Source organism: Pseudoduganella lutea (assembly GCF_004209755.1).
Taxonomy (GTDB): Bacteria; Pseudomonadota; Gammaproteobacteria; order Burkholderiales; family Burkholderiaceae_D; genus Rugamonas; species Rugamonas lutea.
The window spans coordinates 3,821,745-3,836,139 of the sequence record NZ_CP035913.1; the positions used below are offsets into that span (position 1 = coordinate 3,821,745).

Annotated in this window: 12 protein-coding genes; 11 read left to right on the forward strand and 1 reads right to left on the reverse strand. The window is 69.0% G+C overall.

Going from position 1 to position 14,395, the window contains the following annotated elements; all coding sequences use genetic code 11:
* Positions 1-80 precede the first annotated feature (80 nt).
* From ada to EWM63_RS16235, 3 genes are read left to right on the forward strand one after another with little or no spacing between them, the layout of a single operon-like run.
* Positions 81-1,205 carry a bifunctional DNA-binding transcriptional regulator/O6-methylguanine-DNA methyltransferase Ada gene (gene ada / locus EWM63_RS16225; RefSeq protein ID WP_130187466.1) on the forward strand — a complete coding sequence of 375 codons (1,125 nt, stop codon included), beginning with the start codon at positions 81-83 and terminating at the stop codon, positions 1,203-1,205.
* Complete coding sequence (locus EWM63_RS16230) at positions 1,202-1,888, forward strand: 2OG-Fe(II) oxygenase (RefSeq protein ID WP_165390842.1); 687 nt, start codon at positions 1,202-1,204, stop codon at positions 1,886-1,888. Before ada ends, EWM63_RS16230 begins: the two co-directional genes overlap by 4 nt.
* Before the next feature lie 44 nt (positions 1,889-1,932).
* Positions 1,933-3,615 carry an amidohydrolase gene (locus EWM63_RS16235; RefSeq protein ID WP_130187467.1) on the forward strand — a complete coding sequence of 561 codons (1,683 nt, stop codon included), beginning with the start codon at positions 1,933-1,935 and terminating at the stop codon, positions 3,613-3,615.
* Here EWM63_RS16235 and EWM63_RS16240 read toward each other — a convergent pair.
* Entirely contained in the window at positions 3,605-4,483 is an 879-nt protein-coding gene (locus EWM63_RS16240) for an aldo/keto reductase family oxidoreductase (protein WP_130187468.1), read from the reverse strand. The two genes, EWM63_RS16235 and EWM63_RS16240, sit on opposite strands and share 11 nt — an antisense overlap.
* A gap of 107 nt (positions 4,484-4,590) precedes the next feature.
* Here EWM63_RS16240 and EWM63_RS16245 point away from each other — a divergent pair, with 107 nt between their 5' ends.
* The 8 genes from EWM63_RS16245 (at position 4,591) to EWM63_RS16280 (ending at position 14,338) form a co-directional block, all read left to right on the forward strand.
* Positions 4,591-5,493 (forward strand): LysR family transcriptional regulator, encoded by a 903-nt coding sequence (locus EWM63_RS16245; protein WP_130190414.1) that lies wholly within the window; start codon positions 4,591-4,593, stop codon positions 5,491-5,493.
* 73 nt (positions 5,494-5,566) lie between these two features.
* Entirely contained in the window at positions 5,567-7,255 is a 1,689-nt protein-coding gene (gene hutU / locus EWM63_RS16250) for a urocanate hydratase (RefSeq protein WP_130187469.1), read from the forward strand.
* A gap of 5 nt (positions 7,256-7,260) precedes the next feature.
* Complete coding sequence (hutH, locus tag EWM63_RS16255; RefSeq protein WP_130187470.1) at positions 7,261-8,805, forward strand: histidine ammonia-lyase; 1,545 nt, start codon at positions 7,261-7,263, stop codon at positions 8,803-8,805.
* A 9-nt stretch (positions 8,806-8,814) separates the two neighbouring features.
* Positions 8,815-9,627 carry an N-formylglutamate deformylase gene (gene hutG / locus EWM63_RS16260; RefSeq protein WP_130187471.1) on the forward strand — a complete coding sequence of 271 codons (813 nt, stop codon included), beginning with the start codon at positions 8,815-8,817 and terminating at the stop codon, positions 9,625-9,627.
* Positions 9,624-10,994, forward strand: coding sequence for a formimidoylglutamate deiminase (locus EWM63_RS16265; protein WP_130187472.1), 1,371 nt, complete (start codon positions 9,624-9,626; stop codon positions 10,992-10,994). Before hutG ends, EWM63_RS16265 begins: the two co-directional genes overlap by 4 nt.
* The gene (locus EWM63_RS16270; protein WP_130187473.1) at positions 10,991-11,587 is read left to right on the forward strand and encodes a HutD/Ves family protein; all 597 of its coding nucleotides are present in this window, start codon (positions 10,991-10,993) and stop codon (positions 11,585-11,587) included. Before EWM63_RS16265 ends, EWM63_RS16270 begins: the two co-directional genes overlap by 4 nt.
* 7 nt (positions 11,588-11,594) lie before the next feature.
* A complete protein-coding gene (gene hutI / locus EWM63_RS16275) occupies positions 11,595-12,836 on the forward strand; it encodes an imidazolonepropionase (protein ID WP_130187474.1) in 1,242 nt (413 codons plus the stop codon).
* Positions 12,837-12,844: 8 nt separating this feature from the next.
* Positions 12,845-14,338 carry an ABC transporter permease/substrate-binding protein gene (locus EWM63_RS16280; protein ID WP_207221102.1) on the forward strand — a complete coding sequence of 498 codons (1,494 nt, stop codon included), beginning with the start codon at positions 12,845-12,847 and terminating at the stop codon, positions 14,336-14,338.
* Positions 14,339-14,395: the final 57 nt, after the last annotated feature.

Consider the following 14,395-nt stretch of genomic DNA (forward strand, 5'->3'; position numbering starts at 1 on the left):
AATTCGAAAGCAAGCGCCGGGGTGCCGGCGGAACGGGCAGTGCCTACCATGACGGCATACAATGCACACTGGAGCAGGCCATGGACACCACTTTCGACCCCACCTTCAAGAATGGCGGCCAGCGCGCCGAGGAAACGGCGTACGGCAGCGACGATGCGCGCTGGGCCGCCGTGCAGCGGCGCGACCCGACCGCCGACGGCCGGTTCTTCTATTCGGTGCGCACCACCGGCGTCTATTGCCGGCCGTCGTGCGGCGCCCGGCCGGCGCTGCGGGCCAATGTCGCCTTCCATACCAGCACCCTCGAAGCCGAGCGCGCCGGCTTCCGGCCTTGCCTTCGTTGCAAGCCCGACGGGCCGCCGCTGGCCGAACGCCACGCCGCGCTCGTGGCCGAAGTGTGCCGGCAGATCGATGCGGCGGAGGAGGAGCCCGACCTGGCCACGCTGGCCGCGGCGAGCGGCATCAGCCGCTTCCACCTGCATCGTATCTTCAAGGCACAGACGGGGATCACGCCGAAGGCCTATGCGGCGGCGCGGCGCAAGCAGCGCGTGCACGACAACCTGGCCGGCCTCGCGCAGCAGCCGTCGGTCACGGAAGCGGTCTACGCCGCCGGCTACAACTCGAGCGGCCGCTTCTATGCCACGTCGCGCGCATCGCTGGGCATGACGCCGACCGCGTTTCGCCGCGGCGGCAGCGGCGCCACGATCCGCTTTGCCATCGCCCAGTGCTCGCTGGGTGCGATCCTCGTGGCCAGCACCGATGTGGGCATTTGCGCGATCCTGATGGGCGACGATCCCGGCGCGCTGGCGCGCGACCTGCAGGACCGCTTTCCGAATGCGGAACTGGTGGGCGCCGAGCCCGACTACGAAGCCGTGGTGGCGCAGGTGATCGGCCTGGTCGAGGCGCCGGAAACGGGGCTCGACCTGCCGCTGGACGTGCGCGGCACGGCATTCCAGCAGCGCGTGTGGCAGGCCCTGCGCACGATTCCCGCCGGGCGCAAGGTGAGCTACACGGAACTGGCGGCGATGGTCGGGGCACCGAAAAGTGTCCGCGCCGTGGCCGGCGCCTGTGCCGCCAATGCGATCGCCGTGGCGATTCCCTGCCACCGCGTGGTACGCAACGATGGCACGATTTCCGGCTACCGCTGGGGCGTCGAGCGCAAGGAAGCGCTGCTGCAAAGGGAGACCGCGCGCGAGGGGGGCAAGTGAACGTCGACTGGCAGCGCGTCGAGGAAGAGCTGAATGCCTTCGGCTGCGCCCGCGTACCCGGCCTGCTGGCACCCGCGCAGTGCGCGCAACTGGCGAACGCCTACGATGACGCCGGCCTGTTCCGCAGCCGCATCGTGATGGCGCGCCACGGCTTCGGCCGCGGCGAGTACCAGTATTTCCGCTACCCGCTGCCGGACCTCGTGCACCAGGTGCGGGAATCGCTGTACGGCCCGCTGGCCGCGATCGCGGACCGCTGGCATGCGGCGCTCGGCATCGACGAGCGCTATCCGCCGCGGCATGCCGACTATCTGGCGCGCTGCCATGCGGCCGGCCAGGAACGGCCCACGCCGCTGCTGCTGCGCTACGGCGAGGGCGACTACAACTGCCTGCACCAGGACCTGTATGGCGCGCACGTGTTCCCGCTGCAGGCCGCGGTGCTGCTGTCGCGGCCCGGCGCCGATTTCACGGGCGGCGAGTTCGTGCTGACGGAACAGCGGCCGCGCATTCAGTCGCGCGCCGAGGTCGTGCCCCTGGCGCAGGGCGACGGCGTGATCTTTCCCGTACATCACCGGCCCGTGAACGGCACGCGCGGCATCTATCGCGTCAACATGCGGCACGGGGTATCGCGGCTGCGCAGCGGGCAGCGGCACACGCTCGGCATCATTTTCCACGACGCAGCGTAGCCGTTTCGCTACACTCGATGCCTTTCGTACCCGAAAGGATCTCCATGCGCCTGCTCCCCCTTTCCGCACTTGTCTCGACTGCGCTTGTCTCCACCTCTCTTGTCCTGGCTGCCCAGGCCCACGCCGCCCCCGGCACCGTGATCGACAACGCCAACGGCTACACGCTGGTGGCCGGCGACCGGCTGGTGCGCTTCGCGTCGCTCGCCTTCGATGCAAACGGCCGCATTGTCGCCGTCGGCACGGCGCGCGAGGTGGCGGCGAAGGCACCCGGCTTCACCCACGTCGACGTCGGGGGCAAGACGGTGCTGCCCGGCCTGGTCGATGCCCATGGCCACGTGTTCGGCCTGGGCGAGATCGCCACGGGCGTGGAGCTGTACAGCGCCACCAGCCTCGATGGCGCCGTGAAGGCGGTTGCCGGATTCGCGGGCGCCAATCCGCAGCGCGGCTGGGTGGTCGGCAACGGCTGGAACCAGGAGACATGGAAACTGGGCCGCTTTCCCACTGCGAAAGAACTCGATGCGGCTGTGGCGGACCGCCCCGCGCTGATGCGCCGCGTCGACGGCCATGCCGCGTGGGTCAACAGCCGTGCGCTGGCGCTGGCCGGTATCACGAAGGAAACACGAGATCCGGCAGGCGGCAAGATCGAGCGCGATGCGCAGGGCAATGCGACCGGCATCCTCGTCGACGCGGCGATGGATCTCGTGAACCGGGTGCTGCCGCGGCCGACCGAGGCCGAATCGCGCGCCGCCCTCGATGGCGCACTGGCGATGCTCAAGGGCATGGGGCTGACGAGCGTGCACGATGCCGGTATCGGGGTCGGCGCGGACAGGCTGTATCGCGCCTATGCGGACGCGGGCAAGCTGACCACCCGCGTCTACGCGATGATCGGCGATACCGCGGCAGATTTCGACCAGCTGGCAGTGAAAGGCCCGCTCAAAAGCTATGCGAACGACCTGTACGCGCTGTCGTCCGTGAAGCTGTTCGCCGACGGCGCGCTGGGCAGCCGGGGCGCGGCCCTGATCCAGCCCTACAGCGACGCGCCGCACACGCATGGCCTGCTGTTCTATGACGACGCGGCGATGCGCGCCAGGATGGCAAAGGCGATGAAGGCCGGCTACCAGGTCAACGTGCATGCGATCGGCGACGCCGGCAACCGCCAAATCCTCGACGGCTACGCGGCGCTGCTGAAGCAGTATCCCGCTGCGGGGCTGCGCCACCGCATCGAGCACGCGCAGGTGGTGGCGCCGGCCGACATCCCGCGCTTCGCGCAACTGGACATCATTCCGTCGATGCAGCCCACGCACGCCACGTCCGACCACAACATGGCCGAGCAGCGCGTGGGCAAGGCGCGCATCGCCGGTGCCTATGCGTGGCGCACGTTCCTGAAGCAGGGGTCGCGCATCGCCTGCGGTTCCGATTTCCCGATCGAGTCGCCGAACCCGTTCCAGGGCATGCATGCCGCCGTCACGCGGCAGGACATGCAGGGCCGGCCCGCGCAAGGCTGGTACCGGGAACAGGCCATGACGGTGAAGGAGGCGCTGCGCTGCTTCACGCTGGACGCGGCCTACGCGGCACGGCAGGAAGACGTGCTCGGCTCGCTGGAGCCGGGCAAGTGGGCCGATTTCATCGTCACGGACCGCGACCTGTTCGCGGTGCCGCCGGCGGAGATCGGCCGGATCGGCGTGCTGGAAACGTGGGTGGGCGGCAGGCAGGTGTTCAAGCGATAGCGGCGATGCCGTCCAGTTCCGCCACCGCGTCCGCCGGGAGCACCAGCGATGCGGCGGCGAGGTTCTGTCGCAGGTGGGCCACGGACGACGTGCCGGGAATCACGAGGATGTTCGGCGACCGTTGCAGCAGCCACGCGATCGCCACCGCCATCGGGGTCGACTCGAGGCGCGCCGCTACCTGCGACAGCGTGTCTGATTGCAGTGGCGAGAAACCGCCGAGCGGGAAGAAGGGCACGTAGGCGATGCCGTCGGCCGCCAGCGTGTCGATCAGCGCATCGTCGCCACGGTGCACGAGGTTGTAGTGGTTCTGCACACAGGCGATCGGCACCATGCGGCGCGCCTCGCGCACCTGGGCAGCCGTCACGTTGCTCAGGCCGATATGGCGCACCAGGCCCTGCTCGCGCAGGCCGGCCAGCACGGCCAGCGGTTCTTCCAGCGACCCTTCGGCCGGGCCGTGCACGCTGAACATGGCCCGCAGGTTCACCACGTCCAGCGATGCCAGGCCCAGGTTGCGCAGGTTGTCGTGCACGGCCGCCGTCAGCTCTTCCCGCGACAATGCCGGCAGCCAGTTGCCCTGGCCGTCGCGGCGCGCGCCGATCTTCGTCACGATGGTGAGGTTGTCCTGATAGGGGTGCAAGGCCTCGCGAATCAGCTGGTTGGTGACGTGCGGCCCATAGAAATCCGACGTGTCGATGTGGTCGACACCGCCCGCCACCGCGGCGCGCAGCACGGCGCGGGCCGCCTCGGGGTCCTTTGGCGGGCCGAACACGCCCGGCCCGGCCAGTTGCATGGCGCCGTAGCCGAGCCGCCTGACCGTGCGGTCGCCGAGTTGCCAGGTGGTGTGCGTGTTGTTCGTGGTTGTCGACATCTTGCTCTCCTTGTTTGGTGATGCAGCAAGGATAGGAGCGCTTCGACCGCGCGACAATCCGGTAAAGTGTGCATGGGTTGTACGAAAAAACGAACAATGAGGCGATGATGAAGGTGGATCTCGGTGATTTGAATGCCTTTGTCACGGTGGCGCGGGTCGGTGGGTTCCGCGACGCCGCGCGAGTGGCGGGCCTCAGTGCATCCGGCTTGAGCGAGGCGGTGCGGCGCCTGGAAGCGCGGCTCGGGGTACGCCTGCTGAACCGTACCACGCGCAGCGTGGTACCCACGGAAGCGGGCCGCAGCCTGCTCGACCGGCTGGCCCCTGCGCTGAACGAAGTGCAGTCCGCGCTCGACGTGGTCAACGCCTTCCGCGACCGGCCCACGGGCACGCTGCGCCTGAACGTGCCGCAGGCCGCGGCGCGGCTGGTGCTGCCGGCCATCGTGCCGCGCTTCCTGGCCGCTTATCCGGACATCGTGGTCGATGTCGCCGTCGAGGACAGCTTCGTCGACATGCTGGCCGCCGGCTTCGACGCCGGTATCCGCTACGAGGAGCGGCTCGAGCAGGACATGATCGCGGTGCCCATCGGCCCGCGCCTGCAGCGCTTCGCCGCCGCCGCGTCGCCGGCCTATCTGGAGCGCCATGGCCAGCCCGGCCACCCCGGCGAACTGCTGCGGCACGCATGCCTGGCCGGGTATTTCGCTGCCGGCGCCAGCGTGCAGTGGGAATTCGCCCGCGACGGCGAAACGGTGCGCGTCGACCCGCAAGGGCCACTGCGCGTGCGACTGGGGGCGGGGGCGGACCTCGCCGTCGCATCGGCCGTGGCCGGCGCCGGCATCGTCTACCTGTTCGAGGACTGGCTGGCACCGTACTTTGCGCGTGGCGAACTGGTGCCCGTGCTGGAGCCGTGGTGGCCCGGGTTTTCCGGGCCGTTCCTGTATTACCCCGGCCGGCGCCTCGTGCCCGCGCCGCTGCAGGCATTCATCGATTTCATCCGCGCCACGCCGGAATAGCGATAAAAACAATTTGACCAGGTTGTATAGACAACCTATGCTGTGAGGATCAGCCATCCTCACAGGAGACGCCATGAGCGACCCGCGCTTCGATCCCACCCGCGACATCCGCGCCCCGCGCGGCCCGGACAAGACCTGCAAGACCTGGGGCGCCGAGGCGGCGTACCGGATGATCCAGAATAACCTCGACAAGGAAGTGGCCGAGAATCCGCAGGCGCTGGTCGTCTACGGCGGCATCGGCCGCGCCGCGCGCAACTGGGAATGCTTCGATGCGATCCTGGCAGCGCTGAGGAACCTGGGCGAGGAAGAAACGCTGCTGGTCCAGTCCGGCAAGCCCGTCGGCGTGTTCCGCACCCATGCCGATGCGCCGCGCGTGCTGATCGCCAATTCGAACCTCGTGCCGAAATGGGCCAACTGGGAGCACTTCAACGAACTCGATCGCCAGGGCCTGTTCATGTATGGCCAGATGACGGCCGGCAGCTGGATCTATATCGGCACGCAGGGCATCGTGCAGGGCACCTATGAAACGTTCGCCGAAGCGGGCCGCCAGCATTTCGGCGGCACCATGGCCGGCCGGTGGATCCTGACCGCCGGCCTCGGCGGCATGGGCGGCGCGCAGCCGCTGGCCGCCACGATGGCCGGTGCCGTGTCGCTCACCGTCGAGTGCCAGCAGGCCAGCATCGATTTCCGCCTGCGCACCCGCTACCTGGACAAGCAGGCCGCCTCCATCGACGAAGCGCTGGCGATGGTGCGCCAGCACAAGGAAAAGGGCGAGGCGATCTCGATCGGCCTGCTCGGCAATGCCGCCGACGTGCTGCCCGAACTGGTGCGGCGCGCCCGCGACGGCGGCATGGTGCCCGACCTCGTCACCGACCAGACGTCCGCGCATGACCTGATCAACGGCTACCTGCCGCAGGGCTGGAGCGTGGCCGACTGGCAGGCGGCGCGCGCCGAACCGGCGCGCCAAGGCGAACTGAAAGCCGCCGCCGCCGCGTCATGCGCCGTGCACGTGGCGGCGATGCTGGACTTCCAGGCGCTGGGCGCCCAGGTGGTCGACTACGGCAACAACATCCGCCAGGTGGCGCTCGACGAGGGGATAAAAAACGCGTTCGACTTCCCCGGCTTCGTGCCGGCCTATATCCGGCCGCAGTTCTGCGAGGGCCGCGGGCCGTTCCGGTGGGTGGCCCTGTCCGGCGACCCGGAAGACATTTATAAAACCGATGCCAAGATCAAGGAACTGTTCCCGCACCACGCCAACGTGCACCGCTGGCTCGACATGGCGCGCGAACGCATCGCCTTCCAGGGCCTGCCCGCGCGGATCTGCTGGCTGGGCCTGGGCGAGCGCCACATCGCCGGCCTGGCCTTCAACGATATGGTGAAGAACGGCGAACTGAAGGCGCCCATCGTCATCGGCCGCGACCACCTCGACACGGGCTCCGTCGCCAGCCCGAATCGCGAAACGGAAAGCATGAAGGATGGCAGCGATGCCGTGTCCGACTGGCCGTTGCTGAACGCGTTGCTGAACACGGCCGGCGGCGCCACGTGGGTATCGCTGCACCATGGCGGCGGCGTGGGCATGGGATACTCGCAGCATGCCGGCGTCGTCATCGTGGCCGATGGCACCGAGGCGGCGGCACAGCGGCTCGCACGGGTGCTCGTCAACGACAGCGGCTCGGGCGTGATGCGCCATGCCGATGCCGGGTATGAAACCGCGATTGCCTGCGCGCAGCGCAACGGCCTGAACCTGCCGATGGTGAAGTAAAGGAAATGCAGATGACCCTGACCCTCCATCCCGGAAAATTGTCCTTGTCCGACCTGCGTGCCGCCTGGGCGGCGCACGGCCCCATCGCCCTGGCGCCCGAAGCGTATGCGGACATCGATGCGTCCGCCCGCGCCGTGCAGGCGATCGTGCAAAAAGGCGAAGCGGCCTATGGCATCAATACCGGCTTCGGCCTGCTGGCAAAGACCCGCATTCCGGACGGCCAGCTCGAGCAGCTCCAGCGCAACCTGATCCTGTCGCACTCCGTCGGTACCGGCGAGCTGATGGCGGACCATGTGGTGCGCCTGCTGATGCTGACGAAAATCGGCAGCCTGGCGCGCGGCTTTTCCGGTATCCGCGCCGTCGTCATCGATACGCTGATCGCCCTGTACAACGCCGGCATCGTGCCGGCCATCCCGGTCAAGGGCTCGGTGGGCGCCTCGGGCGACCTGGCACCGCTGGCGCACATGACGCTGGCGCTGCTGGGCGTGGGCCAGGTGCGCGTGAAGGGCGAGCTGATGGAAGCGCTCGACGCGCTGGCCGCGGCCGGTATCGCGCCCGTGGTGCTGGCGCCGAAGGAAGGACTGGCGCTGATCAACGGCACCCAGGCCTCCACGGCGCTGGCGCTGCACGGCCTGTTCATGGCCGAGCGGCTGCTGGAGGCGGGCATGGTCACCGGATCGCTGTCGCTGGACGCCGCCAAGGGCAGCGACGCGCCGTTCGACGCCCGCGTGCACGAAGTGCGCGGCCAGCCGGGCCAGATCGCCGCCGCGGCCATCTACCGGCAGCTGGTGACGGGCAGCGCGATCCGCGCCTCGCACCTGCTGGGCGACGAACGCGTGCAGGACCCTTACTGCCTGCGCTGCCAGCCGCAGGTGATGGGCGCCTGCATGGACCTGATCGCGAACGCCACCCGCACGCTGCTGATCGAGGCGAACGCCGTCACCGACAACCCGCTGCTGTTCAGGGAGGGAGACGACGTGACCATCGTTTCGGGCGGTAATTTCCATGCCGAGCCGGTAGCCTTCGCGGCCGACACGCTGGCGCTGGCCATCGCGGAAATCGGCAGCATCGCCGAACGCCGCATCGCGCTGCTGATCGACGCGACCCTGTCCGGCCTGCCGCCGTTCCTGGTGCGCGAACCGGGCGTCAATTCCGGCTTCATGATCGCGCACGTGACGGCGGCGGCGCTGGCTTCCGAAAACAAGTCGCTGGCGCATCCGGCCAGCGTGGACAGCCTGCCCACGTCCGCCAACCAGGAAGACCATGTGAGCATGGCCACCTTCGCGGCGCGCCGGCTCGACGAGATGGCGCACAATACCGCGGCGATCGTCGGCATCGAGCTGCTCGCGGCGGCGCAGGGCATCGACTTCCACCGGCCCCTGAAGACGTCGCCGCACCTGGAGCACGTGCACGCGCAGTTGCGCCGGCGCGTGCCGTTCTTCGATGCCGACCGTTACTTCGCGCCCGATATCGAGGCGGCCAAGCGGATGGTGCTGGACGGCGACCTGTCCGCCGACTGCCGCCAGCTGTTCAAGCCGCTGCACCCCTGAGGAGGCCAGATGGACTTTGCTTTTGAAGCCGGCACGCTCCCGCTGCTGATCTCGATGCCACACGCGGGCACCGGCATTCCGGCCGATATCGCCGCCACGATGACACCGGCGGCGCTGCGCAAGGCCGACACGGACTGGCACCTGCGCGAGCTGTACGGCTTCGCCCGCGAACTGGGCGCCTCCACCCTGGCGGCGCACTGGTCGCGCTACGTGATCGACCTGAACCGCCCGGCGGACAACGCCAACCTGTATCCCGGGCAGGACACCACCGGCCTGTGCCCGCTCGACACCTTTGCCCGCGAACCGCTGTACCAGCCGGGGCGCGCACCGGATGAAGGGGAAGTGCGGCGCCGCCTGGCGCTGTACTGGCAGCCGTACCATGACCAGTTGCGCGCCGAACTGGACCGGCTGTTGCACGTGCACGGCAGGGTCGTGCTGTGGGAAGCGCATTCGATCGCATCGGTCGTGCTGCGCTTTTTCGAAGGCAAGCTGCCGGACCTGAATTTCGGCAGCGCCGATGGCGCCAGCTGCGATCCGGCGCTCACGGAGCGCGTCACCGGCATCGCGCAGGAGGACGGCCATTACACGATCGCCATCAACGGCCGCTTCAAGGGCGGCCACATCACGCGCACGTACGGCCGGCCGGACGCGGGCGTGCACGCCTTGCAGCTGGAAATGTGCCAGAGCACCTATATGAATGAAAGCGCGGATGACCCGGCGCCGTTCGGCTATCGCCCGGACCTGGCGGGGCAGGTGCAGCCGCTGCTGCGGCGCATGCTGGCCGCGGCGGCCGGCTGGGCAGGTAAGGGGGGCACGGCGTGAATGCCCTGTTCGCACGCCACGCGCTGTTGCCGGAAGGGTGGCGGCGCGACGTGCTATTGGAATGGGGCGCCGATGGCCGCCTCACGGCCGTGACGCCGGATGCCGCCGGGCCGCCTGGTGTCGAGGAGGCGGCGTACGTCCTGCCCGGCATGGTCAACCTGCATTCGCACAGTTTCCAGCGGGCGCTGTCCGGCCTGACGGAAATCGCCGGCGCGGTGGGCGGCAGCCCCGACAGTTTCTGGACGTGGCGCGACCTGATGTACCGCTTCGCCCTCGGCATCACGCCGGAACAGATGGAAGCCATCGCCGCGCAGCTGTTCGCCGAGTGCCTGCGGCATGGCTACACGTCGGTCTGCGAATTCCATTATGTGCACCGGGCGCCCGATGGCGCGTGGTATCCGGACGTGGCCGAGACCGCCCGCCGCGTGATCGCCGGCGCGCGTTACGCGGGCATCGGCATCACGATGCTGCCGGTGCTCTACAGTTTCGCCGGCTTCGGGGAGGCGCCGCTGCGCGACGAGCAGCGGCGTTTCCGCACGGGGCCGGCCGATGTGCTGGCGATCGTCGATGCGCTGGAACCGTTGCGCGGCACGATGGTCGAAGTGGGGATGGCACCCCATTCGCTGCGGGCGGCGTCTGTAGCGCAGATCCGTGAAGTACTGGGCGCATTGCCACGGGGGCGGCCCGTGCACCTCCATATAGCCGAGCAGGAGGCCGAAGTGCGGCAATGCATCGATCAAAACGGGCGCCGCCCCGTGCAGTTCCTGTACGATAATCTGCCGGTCGATGAGCAGTGGTGCCTCGTTCACGCCACGCATGTGGACGATAGCGAAGTGGGCGCCATTGCCACCAGTGGCGCCGTTGCCGGGCTGTGCCCCACCACGGAAGCGAACCTGGGTGACGGGCTGTTCCCGCTGGCCTCGTTCCTGGCGCGGGGCGGCCGGTTCGGCATCGGCAGCGACAGCCACGTGTCCACCAGCCCGGTGGAAGAACTGCGCTGGCTCGAATATGGCCAGCGGCTGGCGGGACAGCGGCGCAACGTCGCCGTGACAACGGATGAGCGCCGCGTTGGCGACCATCTATGGCGCGCCGCCCTGGCAGGGGGCGCGCAGGCGGCGGGAAGGCAGGTCGGCGCGCTGGCGCCGGCCCATGCGGCCGACCTGCTGGTACTGGACGAGGCGCACCCGAACGTGTCCGCGCCGCCCGAGCTGCTGAACGGCTTCATCTTCAGCGGCAACGACAACCTGGTGAAGGATGTGCTGGCCGGCGGGCAGTGGGTCGTCCGCGGCCGGGAGCACGTGGCGCAGGCGGCAATCGCCGCGCGCTTCAAGGAAACGTTGGCCAACCTGCGCGAGCTGCCATCATGACGACACTGATACAGTATGCAAGCCTGCATCCGACCCCCTGGAAGAACGGCGGCGGGTGCACGACCGAAATCCTCGCATCGCCACCGGGCGCCACGCTGGATGACTTCGACTTCCGCATCAGCCTGGCGACGATCGCGCAGAGCGGCCCGTTCTCGGTTTTTCCCGGCGTCGATCGCACGCTGTCGCTGGTCGATGGCGGCAACGTGGTGCTGGACGTGGGCAACGAGCGCAAGGTGGCGCTGTCCGACCGCGAACCGGTGGTGGCTTTCCCCGGAGAAGTGCCGGTGTCCGCCACCGTGGATGGCAACCCCACCGTCGATTTCAATGTGATGACCCGAAGGGGCCGCTGCTCGCACCAGGTGGAGCGCCGCGTGTTCCGCGACTACGCGGAGCTGGAGCGGCGCAGCGCATTGACAGTGCTGTTCTTCGCCGAGGGCGACACGCTGACCGTGCACAGCGAGCGCGAACGCATGTCGATGGTGCGCTACGATGCGGTCGTGCTCGACCGCGAACAGAACTGGGTGCTGGAAGCGCCGCAGGCCACGGTCTACATCGTTGATATCATTCCGGAAGACGAGGACGACGAGGAATGAGCGATCGATGAGTGGATGGGACCTGCTGATCAAGAACGTCCACCTGGCCACGCTGGCCGGTGGTGAAGGATATGCGAATGACTATGGCGCCGTTCACGACGGCGCGATCGCCGTCCGCGATGGCCGCATCGCCTGGCTTGGACCGGAAACCGAAGCGGCGGCGCATGGCAGCGCCGCCGAGGAGCGCGATGGCCATGGTTGCTGGCTCACGCCGGGCCTGGTCGACTGCCACACGCACATCGTCCATGCCGGCAACCGCAGCGATGAATTCGAAGTGCGCCTGAACGGCGCCACCTACGAGGAGATCGCCCGCGCGGGCGGCGGCATCATGTCCACCGTGCGCGCCACCCGCGCCGCCAGCGAGGATGAACTGCTGGCGCAAAGCCTGCCGCGCATCCGCAGCCTGCTCGCCGAGGGCGTGACGACGCTGGAAATCAAGTCCGGCTATGGCCTCGACCTGGCAACCGAAGCGAAGATGCTGCGCGTGGCGCGGCGCGTTGCCGGTGTGCTGCCGGTGCGCGTTGCCACCACGTTCCTGGGCGCGCATGCGTTGCCGCCGGACCATGCGGGGCGTGCCGACGCTTATATCGATGCCGTGTGCGCGATGATTCCCGAACTGGCCGGCGCAGGGCTTGTCGATGCGGTGGACGCGTTCTGCGAGCGCATCGGCTTCACGGCGGCGCAGACGGAGCGCGTGTTCGAAGCATCCCGCCGTGCCGGCCTGCCTGTCAAACTGCATGCCGAACAATTGTCGGACCAGGGCGGCGCCGCGCTGGTGGCGCGCTTCGGCGGCTTGTCCGCCGACCACCTGGAGCACCTGACCGATGCCGGCATCGCCGCGATGGCGGCCAGCGGCACCGTTGCCGTGCTGCTGCCGGGTGCTTATTACTTCCTGCGCGATACCACGCCACCGCCGGTGGCCGCGCTGCGCGCCGCCGGCGTGCCGATGGCGGTCGCCACCGACTGCAATCCCGGCACGTCACCGATGACGTCGCTGCTGCTGGCGCTGAACATGGCTTGCACGTTGTGGCGGCTCACGCCGCGCGAGGCGCTGCTGGGCGCCACCGCCTGCGCCGCCCGCGCGCTGGGGCTGCATGGCGAGGTCGGCACACTCGAAGTGGGCAAACGCGCCGACTTCGCGCTGTGGCGCATCGCCCGGCCGGCGGACCTGTGCTATGCGATCGGCTTCAATCCCTGCGCGGCGGTCGTCAATAATGGGGTGTGGCGCGTGCCGCAGATAGACGGGTGAGGGCGCGGGTGAGGGCGGCGTTCCTTGCCGCGCTGGCAGCCGCGCTGCTGGTGTGCTCTTCGTTCGCCCGTGCAGACGACGGCACGCTGCGCATCGGCTCGAAGCGCTTTACGGAATCCTACATCCTGGCCGAAGTGGTGGCGCAGACCGCCGCGCCGCACGTCAAGGTCGAACACCGGCAGGGGCTCGGCAACACGGCCATCGTGCTGGCGGCGCTCAAGAATGGCAGCATCGACCTGTATCCGGAATATGTCGGCACGATCGACCAGGAGATCCTGAAACATGCGCAGCCATCGAGCCTGGAACAGATACGTGGCGAACTGGCGAAGATGGGGTTCGGCATCGCCGTGCCGCTGGGCTTCAACAATACCTATGCGCTGGCCGTGCGCGGCGATGCGGGCCTTGGCACGGTGTCCGAACTGGCGCGCCATCCCGAATTGCGTTTCGGGCTGTCGCACGAATTCATCGGCCGCACGGATGGCTGGCCCGGCCTGGCAGGCCGCTATGGCCTGCCGCAGCAGCCGCGCGGCCTCGACCACGGCATCGCCTACGAGGCCTTGGCGGCGCGGCAGGTCGACGTCATCGACATTTACTCGACCGACGCCAAGATCGCCCGCTACGGCCTGACCGTGCTGCGCGACGACCGCGCCTACTTCCCCCGTTATGACGCGGTGCTGCTGTACCGCCTCGATACCGCGGCACGCTTTCCGCAGGCATGGCGGGCCATCGGGGGACTGGAAGGCAAGATCAGCGAGCGCGACATGATCGGCATGAACGCCGCCGCCGAACTCGAAGGGCAGTCGTTTGCGGACGTGGCACGGCGCTGGCTGGCGCGGCAGGGCGGCAACGCGGCGCAGCCGGCCGCCACCCCGCGCTCCCTGGCAGGCGTGCTGTTCGGCCCCGATCTCGCCCGGCTCACGGGGCAGCACGTGATGCTCGTGGCGCTGTCCGTGCTGCTGGCGTGCATCGCCGGCGTGCCCCTCGGCGTGCTGGCCGCGCTGCGCCCGCGGCTGCGGCAACCGGTGCTGGCGCTGACGGGCGTGCTGCAGACGGTGCCGTCGCTGGCCCTGCTGGCGATGCTGATCCCGCTGCTGGGCACGATCGGCATCGTGCCGGCACTCGTGGCGCTGTTCGTCTATGCGCTGCTGCCCATCGTGCGCAACACGTGCACCGGCATCCTCGGCATCGCCCCCGGCCTGCGGCAGGCCGCGCTCGCCCTGGGACTCACGCCGCGCCAGCGCCTGTGGCACGTCGACCTGCCGCTGGCGTTGCGGGTGATCCTGGCAGGGGTGAAAACGGCGGCCGTGATGAGCGTGGGCACCGCCACCATCGCGGCCTTCATCGGCGCCGGCGGCTATGGCGAGCGGATCACCACCGGGCTGGCGCTGAACGACAACACGATGCTGCTGGCCGGCGCCTTGCCCGCCGCGGCGCTGGCGCTGCTGACGCAGGGCTTGTTCGAATTGCTCGAGCGTCGCCTGGTCGTTGCGCGAAAGAAGTAAGTGTTCTGCTACGGGGCGTAAGCATTTGTAAAAGCCCGGGCCGCGGCCGGGAGCGCG